Origin of the sequence: Kangiella geojedonensis, assembly GCF_000981765.1 — a bacterium.
Taxonomy (GTDB): Bacteria; Pseudomonadota; Gammaproteobacteria; order Enterobacterales; family Kangiellaceae; genus Kangiella; species Kangiella geojedonensis.
The window spans coordinates 765751-787197 of the sequence record NZ_CP010975.1 but is presented as its reverse complement, the minus strand read 5'-3'; the positions used below and the strand labels follow the sequence as shown (position 1 = coordinate 787197).

15 protein-coding genes are annotated in these 21447 nt (G+C 45.3%); 12 read left to right on the top strand and 3 right to left on the bottom strand.

Features of this window, described 5'->3' with window-relative positions:
• Positions 1-34 precede the first annotated feature (34 nt).
• Positions 35-1258: an MFS transporter gene (locus TQ33_RS03555; RefSeq protein ID WP_046560844.1), complete on the bottom strand. Its 1224-nt coding sequence runs from the start codon at positions 1256-1258 to the stop codon at positions 35-37.
• 195 nt (positions 1259-1453) lie between these two features.
• On the opposite strand from TQ33_RS03555, the gene TQ33_RS03550 reads away from it, so the two are divergent.
• Genes TQ33_RS03550 through TQ33_RS03535 form a run of 4 tightly spaced genes read left to right on the top strand, consistent with a single transcriptional unit; the run spans position 1454 to position 7119 of the window.
• Positions 1454-3247 carry an IucA/IucC family protein gene (locus TQ33_RS03550; RefSeq protein WP_046560843.1) on the top strand — a complete coding sequence of 598 codons (1794 nt, stop codon included), beginning with the start codon at positions 1454-1456 and terminating at the stop codon, positions 3245-3247.
• 10 nt (positions 3248-3257) lie between these two features.
• Entirely contained in the window at positions 3258-3881 is a 624-nt protein-coding gene (locus TQ33_RS03545) for a GNAT family N-acetyltransferase (RefSeq protein ID WP_052735184.1), read from the top strand.
• A complete protein-coding gene (locus TQ33_RS03540) occupies positions 3878-5815 on the top strand; it encodes an IucA/IucC family protein (protein ID WP_052735183.1) in 1938 nt (645 codons plus the stop codon). Before TQ33_RS03545 ends, TQ33_RS03540 begins: the two co-directional genes overlap by 4 nt.
• Entirely contained in the window at positions 5812-7119 is a 1308-nt protein-coding gene (locus TQ33_RS03535) for a lysine N(6)-hydroxylase/L-ornithine N(5)-oxygenase family protein (RefSeq protein ID WP_046560842.1), read from the top strand. Before TQ33_RS03540 ends, TQ33_RS03535 begins: the two co-directional genes overlap by 4 nt.
• 101 nt (positions 7120-7220) lie before the next feature.
• Here TQ33_RS03535 and grxD read toward each other — a convergent pair whose 3' ends face one another.
• Entirely contained in the window at positions 7221-7550 is a 330-nt protein-coding gene (gene grxD, locus TQ33_RS03530; protein WP_046560841.1) for a Grx4 family monothiol glutaredoxin, read from the bottom strand.
• A 240-nt stretch (positions 7551-7790) separates the two neighbouring features.
• Between grxD and TQ33_RS03525 the strand changes: the two genes are divergently transcribed.
• The 4 genes from TQ33_RS03525 to TQ33_RS03510 all read left to right on the top strand — a co-directional run bounded on the left by TQ33_RS03525 (position 7791) and on the right by TQ33_RS03510 (position 14799).
• Positions 7791-8858, top strand: a complete 1068-nt coding sequence (locus TQ33_RS03525; RefSeq protein ID WP_046560840.1) for an ABC transporter ATP-binding protein — start codon at positions 7791-7793, stop codon at positions 8856-8858.
• Between the two features lie 336 nt (positions 8859-9194).
• A complete protein-coding gene (locus TQ33_RS03520; protein ID WP_046560839.1) occupies positions 9195-12065 on the top strand; it encodes a ribonucleoside-diphosphate reductase subunit alpha in 2871 nt (956 codons plus the stop codon).
• Between the two features lie 82 nt (positions 12066-12147).
• Positions 12148-13410 carry a ribonucleotide-diphosphate reductase subunit beta gene (locus TQ33_RS03515; RefSeq protein WP_046560838.1) on the top strand — a complete coding sequence of 421 codons (1263 nt, stop codon included), beginning with the start codon at positions 12148-12150 and terminating at the stop codon, positions 13408-13410.
• A gap of 171 nt (positions 13411-13581) precedes the next feature.
• The gene (locus TQ33_RS03510) at positions 13582-14799 is read left to right on the top strand and encodes a M24 family metallopeptidase (protein ID WP_046560837.1); all 1218 of its coding nucleotides are present in this window, start codon (positions 13582-13584) and stop codon (positions 14797-14799) included.
• A 62-nt stretch (positions 14800-14861) separates the two neighbouring features.
• Here TQ33_RS03510 and TQ33_RS03505 read toward each other — a convergent pair whose 3' ends face one another.
• Positions 14862-15170, bottom strand: a complete 309-nt coding sequence (locus TQ33_RS03505; RefSeq protein ID WP_046560836.1) for a hypothetical protein — start codon at positions 15168-15170, stop codon at positions 14862-14864.
• Positions 15171-15613: 443 nt separating this feature from the next.
• On the opposite strand from TQ33_RS03505, the gene TQ33_RS11950 reads away from it, so the two are divergent.
• From TQ33_RS11950 to TQ33_RS03490, 4 genes are all read left to right on the top strand, one after another.
• Positions 15614-15976, top strand: a complete 363-nt coding sequence (locus tag TQ33_RS11950) for a hypothetical protein (protein WP_144405941.1) — start codon at positions 15614-15616, stop codon at positions 15974-15976.
• A gap of 81 nt (positions 15977-16057) precedes the next feature.
• Positions 16058-17359, top strand: a complete 1302-nt coding sequence (locus tag TQ33_RS03500; RefSeq protein ID WP_052735182.1) for a TolC family protein — start codon at positions 16058-16060, stop codon at positions 17357-17359.
• A 9-nt stretch (positions 17360-17368) separates the two neighbouring features.
• Positions 17369-18319 (top strand): efflux RND transporter periplasmic adaptor subunit, encoded by a 951-nt coding sequence (locus TQ33_RS03495; RefSeq protein WP_052735181.1) that lies wholly within the window; start codon positions 17369-17371, stop codon positions 18317-18319.
• 8 nt (positions 18320-18327) lie between these two features.
• A complete protein-coding gene (locus TQ33_RS03490; protein ID WP_046560835.1) occupies positions 18328-21435 on the top strand; it encodes an efflux RND transporter permease subunit in 3108 nt (1035 codons plus the stop codon).
• Positions 21436-21447: the final 12 nt, after the last annotated feature.

The window sequence follows — 21447 nt, the reverse complement described above, 5'->3', positions numbered from 1 at the left end:
GTTTTGTTATTATCGTTTTAAATTACTTATCGTATTACGAAGCGAACGCTTCTTGAGTATGTGACGCAGCCATTCTAACCACCGCAGCACACAATCCAAAAATTATGACGGCCATAACGCTCATCGGTAACCACCACAGCGAGAATTGGCCGTAACTGAGTCCAGCCAATAAGCTCCCAAGCGGGTAACCCGCGGTATGTGCCACCGCTAACTTGCCACTAATCTGCCCCTTTGAAGCTGTCGATAAAGACATGGCAAAGCGGCTATAAATCGGTGTTATCAATGCAATGGCCATCGCAATCGGCACCATCGCCAGAACAACCCCTACCGGTGACTGAGTCAGGCTTAATGCCAAAGTGGCGAGAATCAGTAACGACGACAGAAGTAACAACACTTTAGGGGAGCGCCAGTTCAGTCGCTTAACTAGCAATAACTGACACAACAAAGCAGTCGTCGCGACAAGTGTCATAGTAATGCTCATCATAAAAGTCGCCGCATCGGCATCCTTAAGCCAATCCAGATAAAGCGGCCCAAGAACAAACTGCAAATACCCCACCAGTAAAGTAATGCAAAATGCCAATGCAAAGAATAACCACAGCTCTTTTATCGCTACAAAGCTTGTATGACTCACACTAACTTCTTTTTTGGGTACCCTAGGTGCTGTTTGACTGTATTTCAATACAGCCCACACCAATGGAATTGCCAGTAAACCATAAAAGCCTAGTAACCAATGAAACTGTGAAGCCACTAGAATTAATGCCACTGGCCCACAAAGCCTGCCGATTGATAAAGATGCCGAGACAAAGCCTAATCGCTTTAATGACTGATCCTCTTTTGGCTTAATGGTGTGTTCGTCTTCTGTTGAGGTATCTATCGCTAAGGACTGACATAACGGCATAACGCCACTGGCGCTGATGCCGTACAACACTCTACTTATGCCAATGGTGAGAAACCATAACCAGGGTGCAAATGACCAATGAACACCACTCCACCAGACTATCGTTAATACTAGAATTGAAGCGCCTAAGCCAAACGCAGAATAGCGAATCATATAACTGGCACCATGGCGATCCGCCCACCGTCCCCATTGTGGCGACAGTAATAAAAATAATAAGGTCGGCATCGATAACAGCAGAGACCATTCAACGGTCGACAGACCGGTGGTACTGATAAAGGTTGGTGTTGCAGCGATCAGGCTACTTTGAAAAAGCCCCATCAAAATGGGTAATAGATACCAGCTCGGTTTATTCCACTTCATAACACTTCTGACTTTAAATTAGATTGAGACTTTTCTCTTGAGTGATTCGTTTCCGTCACAGTTCTCAAAAACAACCACAGATATCAAATTAAAGCGGAATTTATCATAAATCATTCTTATTTGCTATTGATAATGATTCTCATTCGATCTATTGTATGCCCAAAAATAAGCACCATAACATCGGAAGGAAAGATTATGTTTGATTCAGGCGCGAACTGCTTTTTAAATGCGTTAGTTCGTGAGTTCGAACAATGGAAGTATGTGAAGCTTCCAGAAAGACATTTTAAATCAAAAGGTTATACCGAAGGTTTTTGTTCTCAAATTAGTAGTCATCAATATTATTACTTACCGCTGATAGCCTACTCTACTTTTGGCAGGAGCTATTTTCACTCTAAGCAATACTTGGTGGATCAGGTTAGCGGTGACATTCAAGAGTATGAATTTTACGAGTTTTTAACGCAACTCAGTAACCGTCCACAGTTGTTCAGTGATGATAAGCTTGGGATGCCTAATATCGATAATTTAAGGAAAGTAATCGCTCGCTCTAAGGAAAGTCAGGTAAATATCTACAAGGTTATCGACTACCGACACAATGACTTAGACAAACTTTTTCAGCAAGAGCTAAACTTCATCGAGAGCGAACAAAGTTTACTGGTAGGCCACTCGATCCACCCCTGCCCCAAGTCAAGAAGTGGCTTTGACCGCGCTGACGAAGAAACCTACGTTCCAGAATACGGTAATGATTTTAACCTTTGTTGGTTCGCTGTAGACAAAGCCATCCTGTACGTTTTTGCCGGGAACAAAAAGCCTATTGAAGAATACTGCCAAGAACTTATTGCTAACGATCAGGAGTTACAAAAACTGGCCGGTGAGTTGCCAACGAACCACTTACTAATCCCATGCCATCCTTGGCAAGCCAAACACTGGCAAGCTAATACAGAACTAGCACATTACTTTGTGCAAGGGCAGCTTAGAAACCTTGGACAATTTGGACAAGCGTGGCGCGCCACCTCGTCTTTGCGTAGTTTGTATCAAGAAAACTCACCATGGATGCTAAAGTTCTCTTTAAGCACACAGCTGACCAATTCGATCCGTCACTTACAGCCGGAAGAAATGATTCGGGGCCAAGTCATCGAAAAAGTCTTGTCTTCGCACAAAGCTCAAGAGATGGAACAGGAGCAACCACACTTCAGCATCATGCGCGAGCCAATCAGCATTGCGCTTAAAGACTCTAATGGCACAGCGCTCGACAGCACAGCCATTATTTGGCGAGAAAATCCTTTCTATAATCAGCACTCAAGCTCAACGGAAGTGCTATCGGGTTTATTGCAGGACTTACCAAACACACCCGACAACCGTCTAAGCCTGCGCCTCAAAGCGCAAGCAGAGCGTTCCAAAACAGATGTCAGTCACTTAGCGCAAGCGTTTCTACGCAACTTTTTACGAGTAGCCATTAAGCCCATTATTGCAGCCCAAGCAAAATACGGTTTGTTGTTTGGAGCTCACCAGCAAAACATTGTGATTGAGTTTGATGCTCAGTTAATGCCTGTGAAAACCTACTTTAGAGATTGTCAGGGTACAGGGTTTTCAGCCTTGGCAAAGCGCCTGTATGGCGACGAGCTGCTGAGCGATACAGTCGATAGTGGCAACCTTTTCGAAAACGATACCGTTATTCACCTATTCACGTATTACTTATTCGTGAACTCCTGCTTTAACACCATCAGCAGTTTAACCCTGACTAACCTATTAAGCGAAGAAGAAGCCTTACACATCTATCGTGAGTTTTTACTGCAGTTAAAAGCTGAAGCTTGGCCAGACCAACGGGTTATTGATTACCTATTAGATTCAGATCACATTTGGTCGAAAGGCAACTTCTACTGCAACCTGCACGCCATTAATGAAAACACCATGGCCGATCCTTTTTTGATTTATCACCAACTGCAAAACCCACTAAAAGCTGCTGTTAATACGGCTGGCAATGCAGCATAAGGAGTTGAGTATGACCGCTCTTAATACACAAGACCCCGTACACCAGGTGCCATTTAAGGAATATCCCAATGATCTTCTCTATCAATATTTCGACCCATCATCAGGGCAACAGTTTGAACTGCGCAAACTGGATATGGAGCAGCATCTAGACCTATTCCATCACTGGCATAATCAAAAATACGTTTATGAATTTTGGGAACTGAACCAGTCGAAAGAGGAACTGCGAGATTATCTTAATAAACTCTTTCAGCAAGATTTTGTAGAGCCTGTTATTGGTTACATCGATGATGCACCATGTGCCTATTTCGAAATCTACTGGGCGTATTATGACCGTATCGCGCCTTATTGTGACGCCACTCCTTATGACCGTGGCTATCACTTACTCATTGGCGACAAACGTTTTCTCGGACGCCACAATACGACCTTATGGCTGAATCTCGTTAATGACTTCATCTTTAAAGACGACCCAAGAACGGAACGTGTCGTCGGCGAACCACGCGCGGACAATGTTGGTCTTTTGAAGTACCTTGAACACACCAGCTTTGTCAAAACCAAAGAGTTTGACTTTCCACACAAACGTGCAGCACTGCTTGAGTGTTATCGCGATCAATTTTATCGCGAGGTGAAGCTATGAGCTCGCCCCATACCGATCAAGTTAACAGCTTGTGGACTCTAGCGAACCAACAGCTCATAGCACGCTCACTGTCTGAATTTGTGTACGAACAAGAGCTGGTAGCGACGAAGCTTAGTGTAACGGATCTTGACGAAACGGAGCTTGGCGGAACAGAGCTCGAAGTGAATCGAGCTGGAGCAGACAGCTACCAAGTCATGCTCAAGGATGTAGCGTATCAATTTACTGCGAGTCACACATTGTGGGACCTGCTGATCATCAAGCCAAGCTCATTAAGCCGAAAGCAAGAAGTCGCTACTGATGCATTGCAGTTTTGTTTGGATCTGAAAAAGGCTTTATCAGTCGATGATATTGTTTTCGGTAACTGGCTCGAAGATGTTCAGAATACACTTCACAATGAATTCCAGCGCCTCGAAAAACTGGCCAAGTATGATGCAAGTCAGTTGCTGCAACTGGATGAGCCACAGTTACAAGGTTTGCTTGATGCGCACCCTAAGATTATCGCGAATCGCGGACGCCTCGGTTGGGGCGCAGTTGATAATGAAAGTTTTGCTCCAGAGTCTCTTCAAGCGTTTCAACTGGAATACCTTGCGGCACACAAAAGCATTTTAACCAGCGGCCATCTGGGTGATCTGAATAATCGTGATCTTATTGCCTCCATGATGACCGACAACAGTTATCATGCACTTACTCAAGCTTTGCAAGAATCGCTCTTTGGAACAGGTTTCGAGGTTAGAGACTTTGCCCTTATCCCCTGCCACCCATGGCAGTATCAACACCACATACGCCCTCAATTCCAGTGGGCATTGCAGCAGAAAACACTGATTCATCTTGGTCAAGCCGGTGACAGCTACCAACCTCAACAATCCATCCGAACGCTCAGCAACGTAACTAGATCTAAACAGTTTGACGTTAAGTTAGCGATCACTGTTCTTAACACCTCCTGCTACCGAGGCGTTCCAGAGAAATTTATTGCTGCTGGCCACCATATTTCACACTGGCTCAGCCAGCTCACACAATCTGACTCATTGTTTTCAGAACGAGACTTAAGAATTTTAGAAGAGCCCGCGGGCTACTTTGTCAGTCATCCTTATCAAAACCAAGTCCAAGGCTCACCTTATCGCTATCATGAAATGCTGGGCTGCATCTGGCGTCAATCAGCAGTGTCTAAACAACAAGCTGGCGAGCGCCACATGTTGTTGTCAGCACTGTTACAAAAGGATCTTAACGACGATTCACTGATTAAAGAACTGATCCAATCCAGCCAGTTAACGACTCAAGAATGGCTACAGCAACTATTTAGCGTTATGTCAGTGCCCCTGTACCATTTATTGGTCAAGTACGGCGTGGGCGTGATTGCTCATGGCCAGAATGTGGTGGTCTATTTCAAAAATGCTATTCCGAGTGCAATCGCAATCAAGGACTTTCATGGTGACTTACGATTACTCGACGCCGAACTGCCCGAACAAGCTGCCTTAGCACCGGAAGCGAAAGCGCTGTTGACCAAACTGCCCAAAGAACACTTAGTCCATGACTTACTAACCGGGCATTTCATCAGTGTTTACCGCTTTTTATCACCGCTGGTCGCAGAACAGACAGAAGTGGCCGAAGAAACTTTTTATCAGCTTCTCGCTGAGCAAATAGATGCTTACCAACAGTCTCAGCCTCAATATTCTGAGCGCTTTGAATGGTTTGATTTATTCAGGCCACAAGTTGAACGCATCTGTCTCAATAATGTTCGCTTTGACATTGGCTACCAAGATAACGCCGAGCGACCGTTACCCAAACTTGGTTCGGATTTAACCAACCCGATTTATCTTGGCCTAAAAGCCTTACAAGAAACACACCATCGTGATTTCGAAACCACCATTGGCGTTGATGCCAACAACAACGCCTTGCAACCAATAACAAATTCAACGAAGGAATACTCATTATGAACACGAAAGATTTAGTTGGGATCGGTATTGGTCCTTTTAATTTATCCATAGCCGCACTGTGTCACGACAGCCCAAAGCTCGACGTTGCCTTTTACGACAAAAAACCAAGCTTTTGCTGGCATCCTGGCATGCTACTGCCGAATACGTTTTTGCAAACATCGTTCTTGAAGGACCTGGTAACCGCAGTAAATCCTCAGAGTCCTTTTAGTTTTTTGAATTACCTCGTGAGTAAGAAACGCTTTTATGCCTTTTTGAATAACGACCGACCAGCGATCAGCCGTTATGAATATAACGATTATTTGCAGTGGGTCAGCCAACAAATTGATTACCTCAACTTTGACCAAGGCATCGAGGCAGTAGACTTTAATGATGGCCACTTTGAAGTGCATCTAGAAAACCACAACCAGCCTATCCAGACACGCAACTTATGCTTAGGTACGGGTAAACGCCCTCATATTCCTTCAGCAATACAGTCTCAATATGATAAGGAGCGTTGCTTCCACGCCATCGAAATGGCCAATCAACAACGTGATTTTAGTAACAAGCGAGTTACCGTGATTGGTGGCGGCCAAAGTGGTGCCGAAATATTCTTGCACTTGCTGAACGGTTACGACGGTGCTCCAGCTGAAATCAATTGGATCTCACGTCGCAGTAACTTCCTGCCGATGGATGAAACCTGCTTTACCAACGAATGGTTCTCGCCAAACTACATCGATAGCTTCTTCCCACTACCTGCTAATACCAAATACAACATTGTGGATGAACAGAAGCTAGCGTCCGATGGTATTTCCGAGTCGACGCTGAAAAGTATTTATGAAACGCTTTATGAAAAGCGCATCAGTGGCGATGAGCATAACTATCGCTTACGTCCGAACCGCGACTTAATCAATGCCTATCCAGCCAACGGCATAACCTTAGAAGCCCACAACAAGTTCGACGGCACCACCGAGCAGTACCATAGCGATATCATTATTCTGGCCACTGGTTTTGAGAATGCTGTGCCAAAATACTTAGCACCCATCAAGCATCGCCTAGCCATTAGTGATGACCAGCAATTTTTGCTCGGCCGAGACTACTCCATTCAATGGGATGGCCCGTCACACAATAAACTCTACGCCGTTAACGCGGGGCGTTATAGCCATGGTATTTCTGAGCCGCAAATGAGCTTGATGTGCTGGCGTTCAGCGACGATTGTGAATGATCTACTGGGAGAGGACTTTTACGACTTAAAAGATGACTGCTCTTTTGTAGAGTGGAGTAACTCACAGCCATTTGAGCCGCATGCGCACAAGATCTCAGCGTAATGATTAAGTAACTCACTCATAAGGCAGATACAAAAAAGCCGCACATCAGTGCGGCTTCTTCAAGACTTCTTTTGCAATACTATTTTTAATAGTAAGGAGTACTACTCAGGCTTTTTGCCGTAAGACTCATCCAGTACTTGCTGTAATTCGCCTTGCTGGAACATCTCTAGAATAATGTCACAACCGCCAATTAACTCGCCATCAACCCATAACTGCGGGAACGTTGGCCAATTCGCATACTTCGGGAGTTCAGCACGGATATCTGGGTTTTGCAAAATATCAACATACGCAAACTCGTGGCCGCACTCCATCAATGCCTGAACTGCCTGGGCAGAAAAGCCGCACATAGGAAGTTTCGGCGAACCCTTCATGTACATCACAACTTTGTTGTCCGCGATTTGCTGCTTAATCTGCTCAATGGTTTCGCTCATGAGATCCTCAATACAATTTATCAGTAGGTCTAAATTGCGGGCGATTATAACGCTTTTCAAGGCGCATTAGCACCCCTAGCGGGCTATTCTTTATCAATTCTCTCTTTCTAGCGAATAAATCCTTTTTAAAACAAGAAGCTTGGCTTATGTAGCAATAAATCCCAACAATAGCTAGGCATCTGTGCTGAGGATGGTTACAATGCCAACCTTAATGAGAATGAATACCACTTCAATTAGCGCATGAGCGAGCAGTACCCACTACTCCAACTGAATCAGGTTGAATGTCGATACGGCGATCAAGTCATCGTTAAAGACATCAATTTCTCATTAAACCATGGCGGTAGCGCTTGCCTGTTGGGTGCCAGCGGTTGCGGTAAGACGACTTTACTTCGAGCGATTGCGGGTCTCGAACCAATATACAACGGTTCGATCAGTGTCCACGGCAAAATCTGCTCAACAGCCAAACACATGCTCCCGCCTGAACAACGCGATCTTGGCTTGGTGTTTCAAGACCATGCCCTTTTCCCTCATCTAAGCATTTTCGATAACGTTGCTTTCGGTTTACGCAAAATGAAGCGTAAAGACAAGGCTGCTCGGGTTAATGAGTGTTTATCATTAGTCGGTTTAGAAGGTATGGGACAACGTTTCCCTCACCAACTGTCCGGCGGGCAGCAACAGCGCGTGGCGTTAGCACGAACGATAGCGCCAAAGCCAAAGCTGGTCTTGATGGACGAACCTTTTTCCAGTTTAGATACCCACTTACGCCGCTCCTTAGCACGTGAACTCAAAGAAGTTTTAGCGAATCAAGGCATTGCTCATTTGCTAGTCACTCACGATCAGCAAGAAGCATTCGCCATGGCGGATTATATCGGCGTTATGCACGAAGGAAGCTTGTTGCAATGGGACAGCCCATACAACTTGTACCATAAGCCACAAGATGCCCAAATCGCGGCTTTTATTGGCGAGGGTTACTTTATCGCGGGCAAAGTGTGTGATCAGAATGATACCGTGTCGACGGTACTGGGCGATTTCAATATTGCTAACGGCACTCACTTTCAGCCCAACCAAGACGTTTTAGTCTTGATGCGTCCTGATGATTTAAAGCCCAACTCCAACTCGAAGCATCGCGCCAAAGTCAGCCATAAAGTCTTTAAAGGCGCGATTATTGAGTATGAGCTGGAATTACCCAATAAAGAACGCCTAAAGGCAATATTCCCAAGTCACCATGATTATTCGCTATCACAAGATATAGGGTTCGATCTAGACATCCAACACCTTATCGTCTATCCGAATTTAATTTCTGTCTAAAACGTCAAAAAATAAAAAATTCATAAAAGTGGTTGATCACGCGCAAAACCAGACGCCATAAGGGCTACAAAGTTACCCCACCTTTTCACACAACTTATCCACAACAAATTACACAAGATATGCTCTTGCTTCTAATGCAAAAACGCACTATCTTGTATCTATCGTCTTTTGGCATACTATATATGGTAAGTGAACAAGTTGTCCTAACTTGTTGATTTATTGCAAAAGCGCATTAGATTTGTACAAAAAACAATCAAAATAACGGTAATTATCAATCTAACGATTCAATCTCTCGGACGAAAGAATCGTTACAAAGCATCAAAGAGGTCTGGCAAGATGGAAACCGAAGTCGGCAAAGCACAAAAAGCAGCTGCACCAACCCCAACTCAACATTCTGACGCAAGCCCAGAAATTAAAGCGAATAAACCGGGTGAAGTCCGCGTTATTCGTCGTAATGGCAAAGTAACGCCGTATGACGACAGCAAAATTGAAGTGGCAATGACAAAAGCTTTCCTTGCTGTGGAAGGTGGTAATGCGGCAGCGTCTTCGCGTGTTCATGAGACAGTTCGTCAACTAACGAAGCAAATCACAGAGGCATTCAAGCGTCGCATGCCTGGTGGCGGCACCATTCACATTGAAGACATTCAGGACCAGGTAGAGCTGGCCCTAATGCGCAGTAGTGAACAGAAAGTTGCTCGTGCTTACGTTTTATATCGTAACGAACGTGCGCAAGAGCGTGCGGCTCGTGACAACGATAAGCTTGATGCTATCGTCGGTGATAATGCAGTAACGGTTACTGGCGCTGATGGCCAACAAAAACCTTTAGATGTACAGCGTCTACACACAGTCGTGGTGGAAGCTTGTAAGAACTTAGAAGATGTTGATGGCGATCAAATCATCAAAGAAACCATGCGTAACCTCTATGATGGCGTTGCCTTAAGCGACGTGTATCAGGCATTGGTTATGACCGCTCGTACCATGATTGAGGTAGAGCCAAACTACTCTTACGTCACAGCTCGACTATTACTCGACAACATTCGTACCGAAGCATTGCGTGAACTTGGTGTTGGTAAACGTGCCACTCAAAGCGAAATGGCTGCGATTTACCCACAAGCGTTTAAAGCTTACTTAGAGCTGGGTGTGGAGCATGAATTATTAAGCCCTGAACTATTATCGTTTGACCTAGAAAAACTGGGTAACGCGATTCAGGCTGACCGTGACTTATTATTCACATACCTTGGTATTCAAACCCTTTACGATCGTTACTTTATTCATAAAGACGAGATTCGTATCGAGTTACCACAGGTATTCTGGATGCGTGTATCTATGGGCCTTGCGGTTAACGAAGACAACCGTGAAGAACGTGCGATTGAGTTCTACAACATTCTATCAACGTTCCACTACATGAGCTCAACACCAACCCTATTCAACTCGGGCACGTTGCGCCCACAGCTTTCAAGCTGCTACTTAACGAACGTTCCTGATGACCTAGACGGTATCTACGGTGCGATTAAAGATAACGCTCTACTATCGAAGTTTGCTGGCGGTTTAGGTAACGACTGGACGCCGGTACGTGGTCTTGGCGCTTACATTAAAGGCACCAACGGTAAATCACAAGGTGTTGTACCGTTCTTGAAAGTCGCTAACGATACTGCGGTTGCGGTTAACCAAGGTGGTAAACGTAAAGGTGCGGTTTGTGCTTACTTAGAAACATGGCACATCGATATCGAAGAGTTCCTAGAGCTGCGTAAGAACACCGGTGATGACCGTCGTCGTACGCACGACATGAACTCAGCGAACTGGGTACCCGACTTATTCTTAAAGCGTGTTAGCACCGATGGCGAGTGGACTCTATTCAGCCCGAACGAAGTACCTGACCTGCATGACTTGTACGGTAAAGCGTTTGAAGAACGCTACGAGTACTACGAAGAGATGGCCAAATACGGCAAGATGAAAACAGCTAAGACGATGCAAGCGAAAGACTTGTGGCGCAAAATGTTGTCGATGTTGTTCGAAACAGGCCACCCATGGATTACCTTCAAAGATCCATGTAACTTGCGCTCTCCACAGCAGCACGCAGGCGTTGTACACAGCTCAAACCTATGTACAGAGATTACACTGAACACTAAAGCTGGTGAAGAAATTGCGGTCTGTAACTTAGGTTCGGTTAACCTTCCTAAGCACATGGTTGACGGTAAACTCGACACAGAACAACTTGAAAAAACCGTCACTACAGCAGTACGTATGCTGGATAACGTGATTGACATTAACTTCTACCCAGTAGAAACAGCGCGTCAATCAAACATGCGTCACCGCCCTGTTGGCCTTGGTATGATGGGCTTCCAAGACTCCTTGTATGTACAAAACATTCCATACACGTCAGAAGAAGCCGTTACCTTCGCCGACAATGCGATGGAAGCGATTTCATACTACGCGATTAAAGCATCAACGGACCTTGCTGAAGAGCGCGGAGCATACGAAACATTTGCAGGCTCATTGTGGTCGCAAGGTATCCTGCCATTAGACTCGGTTGAAAAGCTCATCGAAGAACGTGGCGCTGAGTTTATCGAAGTCGATACCAGCAGCACTATGGACTGGGATACGTTACGTGAGCGCGTCAAAACCGTTGGCATGCGTAACTCAAACGTGATGGCGATTGCTCCAACCGCAACGATTTCAAACATCACCGGTGTGTCACAATCAATCGAGCCGACGTACCAGAACCTTTACGTGAAATCGAACCTTTCTGGCGAATTCACCGTGGTTAACCCTTACATGGTTCGTGAGTTGAAAAAACGCAACTTGTGGGACAACGTCATGGTTAACGACCTGAAGTACTACGAAGGTAGTTTAAGCATGATTGAGCGCGTGCCACAAGAGCTAAAAGACTTATTCGCCAACGCGTTTGAAGTTGAGCCTAAGTGGTTAGTTGAGGCAGCAAGTCGTCGCCAGAAATGGATTGACCAAGCTCAATCGCTAAACCTATACATGAGCGAACCATCAGGTAAGAAACTCGACATGGTTTACCGCATGGCATGGTTCCGTGGCCTTAAAACCACATACTATTTGCGCTCAATGGGCGCCACAGGCACCGAAAAGTCAACCATCAGCGATGGTAAGTTAAACGCGGTATCAGCAGCCCCTGTTGGCTCTGCAGCACCACAAGCTTGCTCCATCGACGATCCTGACTGCGAAGCTTGTCAGTAATACTATCGGGGAGCTTTTTAGCTCCCCTTTTAGACACTTAAGAACGAATTAGCAACACAGCAAAATTAATAGAGGTAGAGATATGTTCAACTGGGACGACTACGAAAAAGAAGAAAAAGCGGAACAAAAAACACCACCGCAACAGCCTAAAGCTGAACCAGCGGTAAAGCCTGAGCCTGTTCCACAAGCGACAGAAGCAGCAAAGCCGGCGGCTCCGACGACCGAAGAATATATTGAACCAGAAGCTTTAGATAATGTAGCCAAAGCTCAAGAGTCATTAGCAAGTCTTGACGTCGCTCCTGGCTTAGAAGAGCTGGAGATGGGCGCTGAACGTATTGAAGTTGACGACAAAAAAATGATTAACTGTCGTGCCGACTTAAACCAGTTAGTTCCTTTCAAGTACGACTGGGCGTGGCAAAAATACCTAGATGGTTGTTCAAACCACTGGATGCCACAAGAAGTTAACATGACGAAAGACGTGGCGACGTGGAAAGATCCAAACGGCTTAAGCGATGACGAGCGTCGTATCGTGATGCGCTCATTGGGTTACTTCTCTACCGCTGACTCTTTAGTGGCTAACAACCTTGTTTTAGCGATCTACCGATTAATCACTAACCCAGAGTGTCGTCAGTACATCTTGCGCCAAGCGTTTGAAGAAGCAATCCACACCCACGCGTATCAATACTGTATTGAATCGCTAGGTATGGACGAAGCAGAAGTCTTCAACATGTACCGCGAAGTACCAAGCATCGCCAAGAAAGCTGCATGGAGTATCAAGCATACTCAGGGTATTTCAAACCCAGCGTTTACCACGGGTACGCCAGAGTCAGACCAAGAGTTACTACGTAACTTAATCGGCTTCTACTGCGTCACCGAAGGCGTCTTCTTCTACTGCGGCTTCACACAGATCCTATCGATGGGCCGTCGTAATAAAATGACCGGTGTTGCTGAGCAGTTCCAATACATCCTGCGCGATGAATCTATGCACCTAAACTTCGGTGTAGACGTGATTAACCAAATCAAATTGGAAAACCCACACTTGTGGACTGAAGAGTTCCAACAAGAAGTGATCCAAATGATTCTGGAAGGTACGCAGCTCGAAATCGAATATGCACGTGACACGATGCCACGCGGTGTATTAGGCATGAACGCCAACATGATGGAAGAATACTTGCAGTTTATCTGTAACCGTCGCCTTGCTCAGCTTGGTCTTCCAGCACAATTCTCTAACGTATCAAACCCATTCCCATGGATGAGCGAAATCATGGACTTGAAGAAAGAGAAAAATTTCTTCGAAACTCGCGTTATTGAATATCAAACAGGTGGCGCCCTTTCTTGGGACTAACCTGAATTTACCAAAGTACCATTTGGGGGAACGGAGAAGCTCTAGTAGCTTCTCATCCAGAAGCCTGACAAGAAATTGTCAGGCTTTTTTTGTGGGCATTATGTTTGTTGAACCAGATACTGAATTGCATACAATAGACTCCAACGTTACAACCTTTAACTGGGACTTCTTATGACAACACGTGGCATTGGTGGTAAAACACCGCAAGAAGCTTTATCAGCGCTTAGCAATATGATGCAAGACATTGAACCTATCAGCGCCGCTGAACATCAAAAGCGTATCGATAAGGCTCAGTTTCTGATGCGTCGCCATAATGTTGATGCTATCTATTTAAACGCAGGCACCAACTTGACCTACTTTACTGGCTTACGCTGGTATCCGAGTGAGCGACTTGTTGGTGCGATTTTACCTGCCACGGGCAAGATCCAATATATCGCACCAGACTTTGAAGTAGGCAGTCTCAACGGTTATATGATGCTTGAAGGGCCGATGCATACCTGGTTAGAGCATGAATGTCCTTACGCCCTTACGGCACAAGTGCTCAACAAGCTTGGCTACGGCTATAATGCAACCATTGGTATTGATGATAGTACCGCTTTTTTCATCGCGGACGGATTCAAGCAAGCCGCACCCCACATTAATTTTGTGAACGCTAAAACCATCACGGCTGCTTGTAGAATGCAAAAATCAGAAGCCGAAATAGGTCTGATCCAAAGAGCGATGGACATGACATTAGAAGTCCATAAAGCCGCCGCCAGCATTTTGCGTGAAGGAATTAGTACTACTGAAGTGGTTGAATTCATTGAGCAAGCACACCGAAAAGTCGGCGCCAGTGGCAGCTACTTCTGTATTGTTTTATTTGGTGAAGCAACGTCTTATCCTCACGGCGTGAAGCATGAACAATACCTAAAGTCTGGGGATATGGTGCTAATTGATACCGGCTGTAAAGCTCACGGCTACCTTTCGGATATTACGCGCACCTATGTGTATGGTGAGAGTACTGAGGAACAGCGAGAAGCATGGCAGCACGAAAAAAATGCACAATTAGCTGCATTCGAACAGGCTCAACTAGGCACACCATGCGAAAAGGTCGACCAAGCTGCACGATCCTATTTAGTAGAGCAAGGCTATGGTCCTGAGTACCAACTACCAGGGTTGCCACATCGAACAGGCCACGGCATTGGTCTCGATATTCACGAATGGCCTTATCTTGTCGGTGACGATAAAACACCATTAGACATCGGAATGTGCTTTAGTAATGAACCCATGCTGGTGATTCCAAATGAATTTGGTATTCGTTTGGAGGATCACTTCTACATGACCAGTGAGGGGCCTAAGTGGTTCACGCAACCCAGTGAAAGCATTGATAATCCTTTTAACCTTTCTTAATAGCCCTGGATTGAGCACTCAAATAACTGCGAGTCTGTGAGAAGCTAAGTAAAGCAATGAGCTTACGACATACCAATATAAGTAAGCCTGAGTGCTCGATACGGCTCTCTGCCTTTATCGATGTGAAGATCTAAAATTTCGATAGCTTTTTCATGATTCGGGGGCAGGTATGCCAAACACTCTTCACGAGTTAGGCTAAACGGATTTCTTATAATTTGAAAACGATCGAGTTCATAATTGAAAAGTCTAACTGCTTGAGATTGCTGTCCCGTATGAGGGATTTTAATAGTAACTTTAACATTAGCACTACCGCTAAAGCTTGGAGCGGATAAAACGTATAAAACCAAACAGAGCGCTAATGCCTTCATCATATTAACTCCGTGAGCAATTTAAGCAGTGATACTTAAACCACATCGAAGAACGAAGTAAGGCTAATTTATCAGGCGGTTTAAGCTGAGATGAGATGATGTTGCCATTATAAAAATTTAAGAGAAGTCTCCTCACGTATTGTGAGGTGGCTATGGTGGTATGTGTCCCTAATCGTGCAATGCTTCCACTTTTTATATTTATAGTTGTATTTGGCATACGACTTTAGGTTATCTAATCCAACCTATAACTTCAAGTTATTTGACATGCGTCACACTTTTGCAAATGTAACAAAATACAACAAAAGCTCAGCCTATTAACTGGATTTATAAATTAAAAGCACCAAAAAACGATGCACTACAGCGTACTTACAGATCTTTACGCTACTCTTGTTGGCTTTTTAATTGATAAGTATTATCATTTAGACTGATTGAGTAAAGGTGCGCTTATGTTGCGTTGGGTCAGTTACATTTTAGCTATTATTGTGTCTGTGCAGGCATACGCAGCAATGGCTGACGTGTATCACTCTCATCAGTCACAAGAAGAATCTCTGGAAACCAAACATCAACACCAAGATGCTGTTGAAAAAACTAGCCAGATTTCTAGTAGCAATTCTTCCAGTAGCAATGACGTAACAAATGCTTTTGATTGCCACCACTGTTGTCATTGCCACAGCTGTCATACTCACATCCTGATTCGTGAAAGCTTTCCTAGCGCACAATCCCTAAGCTATAACTCTACCCCCAGAGGCAGCGTCAACTCTGCTCAAATTGGTATATTAAGCCAACCTTACCGCCCTCCCAGAGTTTAATCCTTACGTTGAAATAAAGTAGTTCATATCGGTTCGAACCTTCGAGTCGGTATGGTGATGTATTAAACGTGGGAGAAATCCATGAGTCTTATTGTATACGGCGAGCGTCGATTGGCGTTGTTCGCCAGTATTTTAGTTTCGTTCTGGTTAGTAGTAGCAAGTCCTGCTTACGGTCAGAGCATTACAGAGAGCAAAGAACCTTTAACGTTACAACAAGCGTTAGAGCTGACTTTAGAGCAAAACCCTAGCCTTAATGTCTTTCAATTTCGCCAAAAAGTATTAGATGGCGAACGGCTCACTGCCGCTCAGAAACCTGCCTATCAAATCGGTGCTGAGTTAGAAAATGTTGCTGGCAATGGCGAGTTTTCAGGCGTCGATAGCGCTGAATTAACGGTGTCCTTATCTTCAGCCATTGAGCTTGGCGGTAAGGTGGATGCACGTTTGGGCGTGATTAAATCCAAAAGAACTGTTGTCGAAACCAAAAAAGAGTTACAAGCGCTGGAACTGCTTTCTGAAACCACGCGTCGTTATGTAAACCTTCTAGCGGCACAAGAACGCGTAAAGCTTGCCGAAGAATCGCTACAACTCGCCAAAGAAACTTTAAGAGTCGCACAACGCCGGGCTAATCTTGGCGCGACCATGAAAGCTGAAGTTAAAAGAGCAAAGGCATCACTCGCCCAAGCTGAATTAACACTGCACAAAGAAGCGTCAAACCTTAAGGTATATTCGGCAAGCCTTCAATCCATGTGGAGTGAAAAAATCTCAAAAACCTACTCGGCATCGGGGAGCTTATATCGCTTTGGTAATGCTTTAAGCTTTGAAGAGCTTTATCAAAAAGTACAAAACAACCCTTCGATTAAGCAGTTTTCGGCTCTGGAACGCTTAAAGCAATCAGAGGTTGATCTCACTAGCACCAGCAACCAGAGCAATATCAATTGGTCAGTAGGCCTTACTCGAAGCCAAGCAAGCGGAGACATGGGTTTTAAAGCAGGCTTCAGTATGGACTTATTTTCCGAGTCGAGAAATCAAGGCAAACTACAAAGTGCACTAGCTGCTAAAAACGAAGTCTTTGTCAGTAAGAAAACCGCTTTGCTTCGCATGCATGACCAATTATTTAATGCCTATCAGCAAAGAAAACAATCTGTTCATGTTGTTGAGCGCTTACAGCAAGACATTATTCCAACGTTAGCATTAGCCCTTAAAGAAACTCAGAAAGCCTATCAACGAGGTCGTTACAGCTACTTTGAGTATGTTGCGGCGCGGCAAGAGTTAATCTCAGCTAAACGTAAACTTATCGATGCTGCTAGTTCCGCCCTAATGTATGGCGTTGCCATAGAGCAACTGACGGCTGAACCACTGACCTTATTCAAAAAGAATTCATAGGAACACCTCATGAAAAATCTAGTACACCAATTATCGAAAATGACGCTACTTGTCTCACTGTCCTTTTCAACTTTTTCAGTTCAGGCTTTTAGTGGAGAGCACTCTAGCGAAGAACATACTCATGAAGAATCTGGTCACTCAGATCACCACGATGAAAAAGTCATTACGATTAGCGACAAGATGGCTCACGACTCTGGCATTGAAGTGACCACTGCTAGCGAAGGAATTATCACTGAACACTTAACCACTTATGGTAAAATTGTGCCCGATCCTGGCCATGTGAGCCATATCGGCGCTCGCTTTGAAGGAACGGTAACGGACGTCAAAGTCACTATAGGTCAGCGCGTTAAAAAAGGCGATCTGTTAGCAACAGTGGAAGCCAATCAAAGCCTCAGCAGCTACCCTATTCATGCACCTTTTGATGGCATCATAACCGCACGTCATGCCAATCCTGGTGAGCTCGCTCAAAAACAACCGCTGTTTACCGTAGCAGACTACAGTTTTATGTGGGTCGAACTTAAGGTGTTTCCGCAAGACATGACGAAAGTGAGCGCAGGGCAAGATGTTGTGCTAATTCTCAATGATAAAAGCATCAATACCACCATCGATCACGTCGTACCGAACGATGATGATCATCCGTTTATCTTAGCTCGCGCCTCCATAGATAACCCTGATAATCGCCTCTCAGCGGGTATGATGGCGCAAGGTAAGATCATCATTAACCAACAGAATGTTCCTATCGCCGTGAACCAGTCAGCCATCCAAACCTTGGAAGACAAACCTGTCGTTTTTGTTAAAACACCAACAGGCTTTGAAGCCAAGCAGGTATCTATTGGTTTAAGAGATGACCAGTTTGTTGAAATCACACAGGGCTTAAAAGCTGGCGAACAATACGTCGTCAAGAACAGCTATACCCTGAAAGCCGACTTGCTTAAGTCGGGTGCTAAACACGCACACTAGGAGGCGACATGATTGAATCAATACTACGCCTCTCAATACAGAGGCGCTGGCTGATGCTATCCCTTGTGGCCGTTATTATTGGCCTCGGGGTTTGGAGTTATCAGAAACTGCCGATTGGTGCTGTCCCAGACATTACTAACGTGCAGGTACAAATTAATACCGAAGCTCCTGGTTTTTCACCGCTAGAATCCGAGCAACGCATTACCTACCCTATCGAAACGGCGCTAGCTGGTCTGCCCAAGATGTCCTATACACGTTCTTTATCGCGTTATGGACTGTCTCAAGTGACTGTCGTTTTTGAAGAAGGCACCGACTTATATTTCGCCCGTAGTCTGATTAACGAAAGACTCGGCGTTATAAAAGGACAACTACCTCAAGGGTTAGAGCCAGAGATGGGACCTATCGCTACAGGCTTAGGTGAAATTTTCCTCTATACCGTAAAAGCTGAAGATGGCGCTTCGCAGCCGAATGGACAACCCTATGACTCAATGGCCCTCAGGGAAATTCAGGATTGGATCATTAAGCCGCAGCTAGCTTTGGTTAAAGGCGTCACCGAGGTTAACGCCATCGGTGGCTATGATAAGCAGTATCACGTGATGCCTAATCCAGCCAAGCTGTTAGCCTACAATCTTTCGATGACGGATTTGGTCAAGGCACTGAACGCCAACAACGACAACCGTGGTGCTGGCTATATTGAAACTAACGGACAGCAATTATTAGTTCGATCTCCCGGTCAATTGAAAACCATTGAAGATATCGAAAACGTCGTGGTGAAAGCGGTGGATAACACCCCTGTTACCGTTGCCGATGTAGCCGACGTTGGAATTGGTAAACAATTACGTACTGGTGCAGCGACTAGAGACGGCACGGAGACTGTACTGGGTACTGTCATGATGCTGGTTGGGGAGAATTCTCGCGATGTCTCTGTGGCGGTAGCAGAGGAACTCGACAAAATTCAAAGCTCACTTCCAGAGGGCATCAAAGTAGAAGCCGTGTATAACCGCACCAAGCTGGTGGATAAAGCCATTGCCACCGTACAGAAGAACTTAGTCGAGGGTGCGCTGTTAGTTATCGTCATTTTGTTCTTATTACTAGGTAACTTCCGTGCGGCCTTGATCACCGCAGCAGTGATTCCATTAGCAATGTTGGCCACCATAACGGGCATGGTTCAAACCGGTGTGTCAGCGAACCTGATGAGCCTTGGCGCTTTAGACTTTGGCTTGATTGTCGACGGCGCAGTGATCATTGTCGAAAACGCCATACGCCGATTATCTGAGGCGCAAAAAAATAGTGGCAGGCTGGAACTCAAACAACGTTTAGAGGTTGTCTTTTCTGCGACTAACGAAGTCATTCGCCCAAGCTTATTTGGCGTCTTAATCATCACCGTGGTTTATATTCCGCTCTTCAGTTTAACTGGTGTCGAAGGAAAAATGTTTCACCCAATGGCGGCAACGGTAGTGATGGCTTTATTATCCGCGCTGGTCATGAGCTTAACCCTAGTACCTGCAGCCGTTGCTGCTTTTATGACAGGTAGCGTTCAGGAAAAAGAAAGTATCATCATACGCTCCAGCAAGTCTATATACCGTCCTGTGTTGCAGTTTGCGCTAAAGATGAAATGGTTATTTATCGCTGCGGCAACAACGATGGTCATAGTCTGTAGCTGGCTCGCCTCAACCATGGGTTCTGAGTTTATCCCACAACTCAAAGAGGGCGACATTACGATGCACGCTCTAAGAACGCCAGGAACAGGTTTGGAGCAGTCGGTTCAAATGCAGAAACAGCTTGAAAAGAAGATCTTAGAGTTTCCGCAAGTTAAAACGGCATTTTCGCGAATTGGTACGCCGGAAGTGGCGAATGATCCTATGCCGCCTAACGTGTCAGATACCTTTGTTATGTTTAAGCCGAGAAGCGAATGGCCCGATCCTGAATTGTCCGATAGCGAGCTTGTTACTCAAATTAAAGAAAGCGTGGAAGAGCTTCCAGGTAACAACTATGAGTTTACCCAACCGATCCAGATGCGCTTTAACGAACTAATTTCTGGCGTCAGAGCCGACCTAGGGATTAAAGTGTTCGGAGATGATTTGGAAACGCTCAAAAAGGTTGCCGATGATATTCACTCAGCTATTAATACCATCGATGGTGCAGCCGATGCTCGTGTCGAACAAGTCGAAAGCTTGCCACTGCTCTCTATAGAACCCAAGCGCACCCTACTCTCTCGTTATGGCCTAAACGTTCAGGATCTACAGAACCTGATTGCCACTGCTATCGGTGGAAGCAGCGCTGGCTTAATATTCGAAGGCGACCGACGTTTCCAGCTGATAGTTCGACTGCCCGAAGAGATTCGACAAGATACTTATAATCTCAGGAGTTTGCCGGTTCCATTACCTGACGGAAACTATATACCCTTATCTGAAGTTGCTGACATCAAACTCAAACCAGCGCCTAATCAGATCAGCCGTGAAAATGGTAAGCGCCGAGTGGTCATCACTGCTAATGTACGTGAGCGTGACTTAGGCAGTTTCGTTGATGAAGTAAAGCAAACCATTCAGCAGAACGTTCAGTTACCCCCCGGTTACTGGTTGGACTATGGTGGTACTTTTGAGCAATTAGAATCGGCTAGCGAACGACTCTCCATCGTCGTCCCCATAACCTTAATGATTATCTTGGCGTTATTGGTGATGGCGTTTAGCTCAATTAAAGATGCTCTGATTATCTTTACAGGAGTGCCATTAGCGCTAACGGGTGGAGTGCTAGCACTGTGGCTGAGAGATATGCCACTTTCTATTTCGGCAGGAGTTGGATTTATTGCGTTGTCTGGCGTTGCCGTGCTTAACGGCCTTGTCATGCTGTCCTTTATCCGCGACCAGTGGCGTCAAACTGGTGAGCTAACTAAAGCCATTATCGAGGGAGCTATAATTCGGCTACGCCCGGTATTGATGACTGCTTTAGTCGCTAGCTTAGGCTTTGTTCCAATGGCGTTAAATACTGGCACTGGTGCCGAAGTCCAAAGGCCACTGGCAACGGTTGTTATTGGGGGTATTATTTCATCCACCCTATTGACCCTAGTGATCCTTCCAATTCTTTACCAATTGGTGCACCGTAACGATAAGCATTAATGTCTTTAGGTA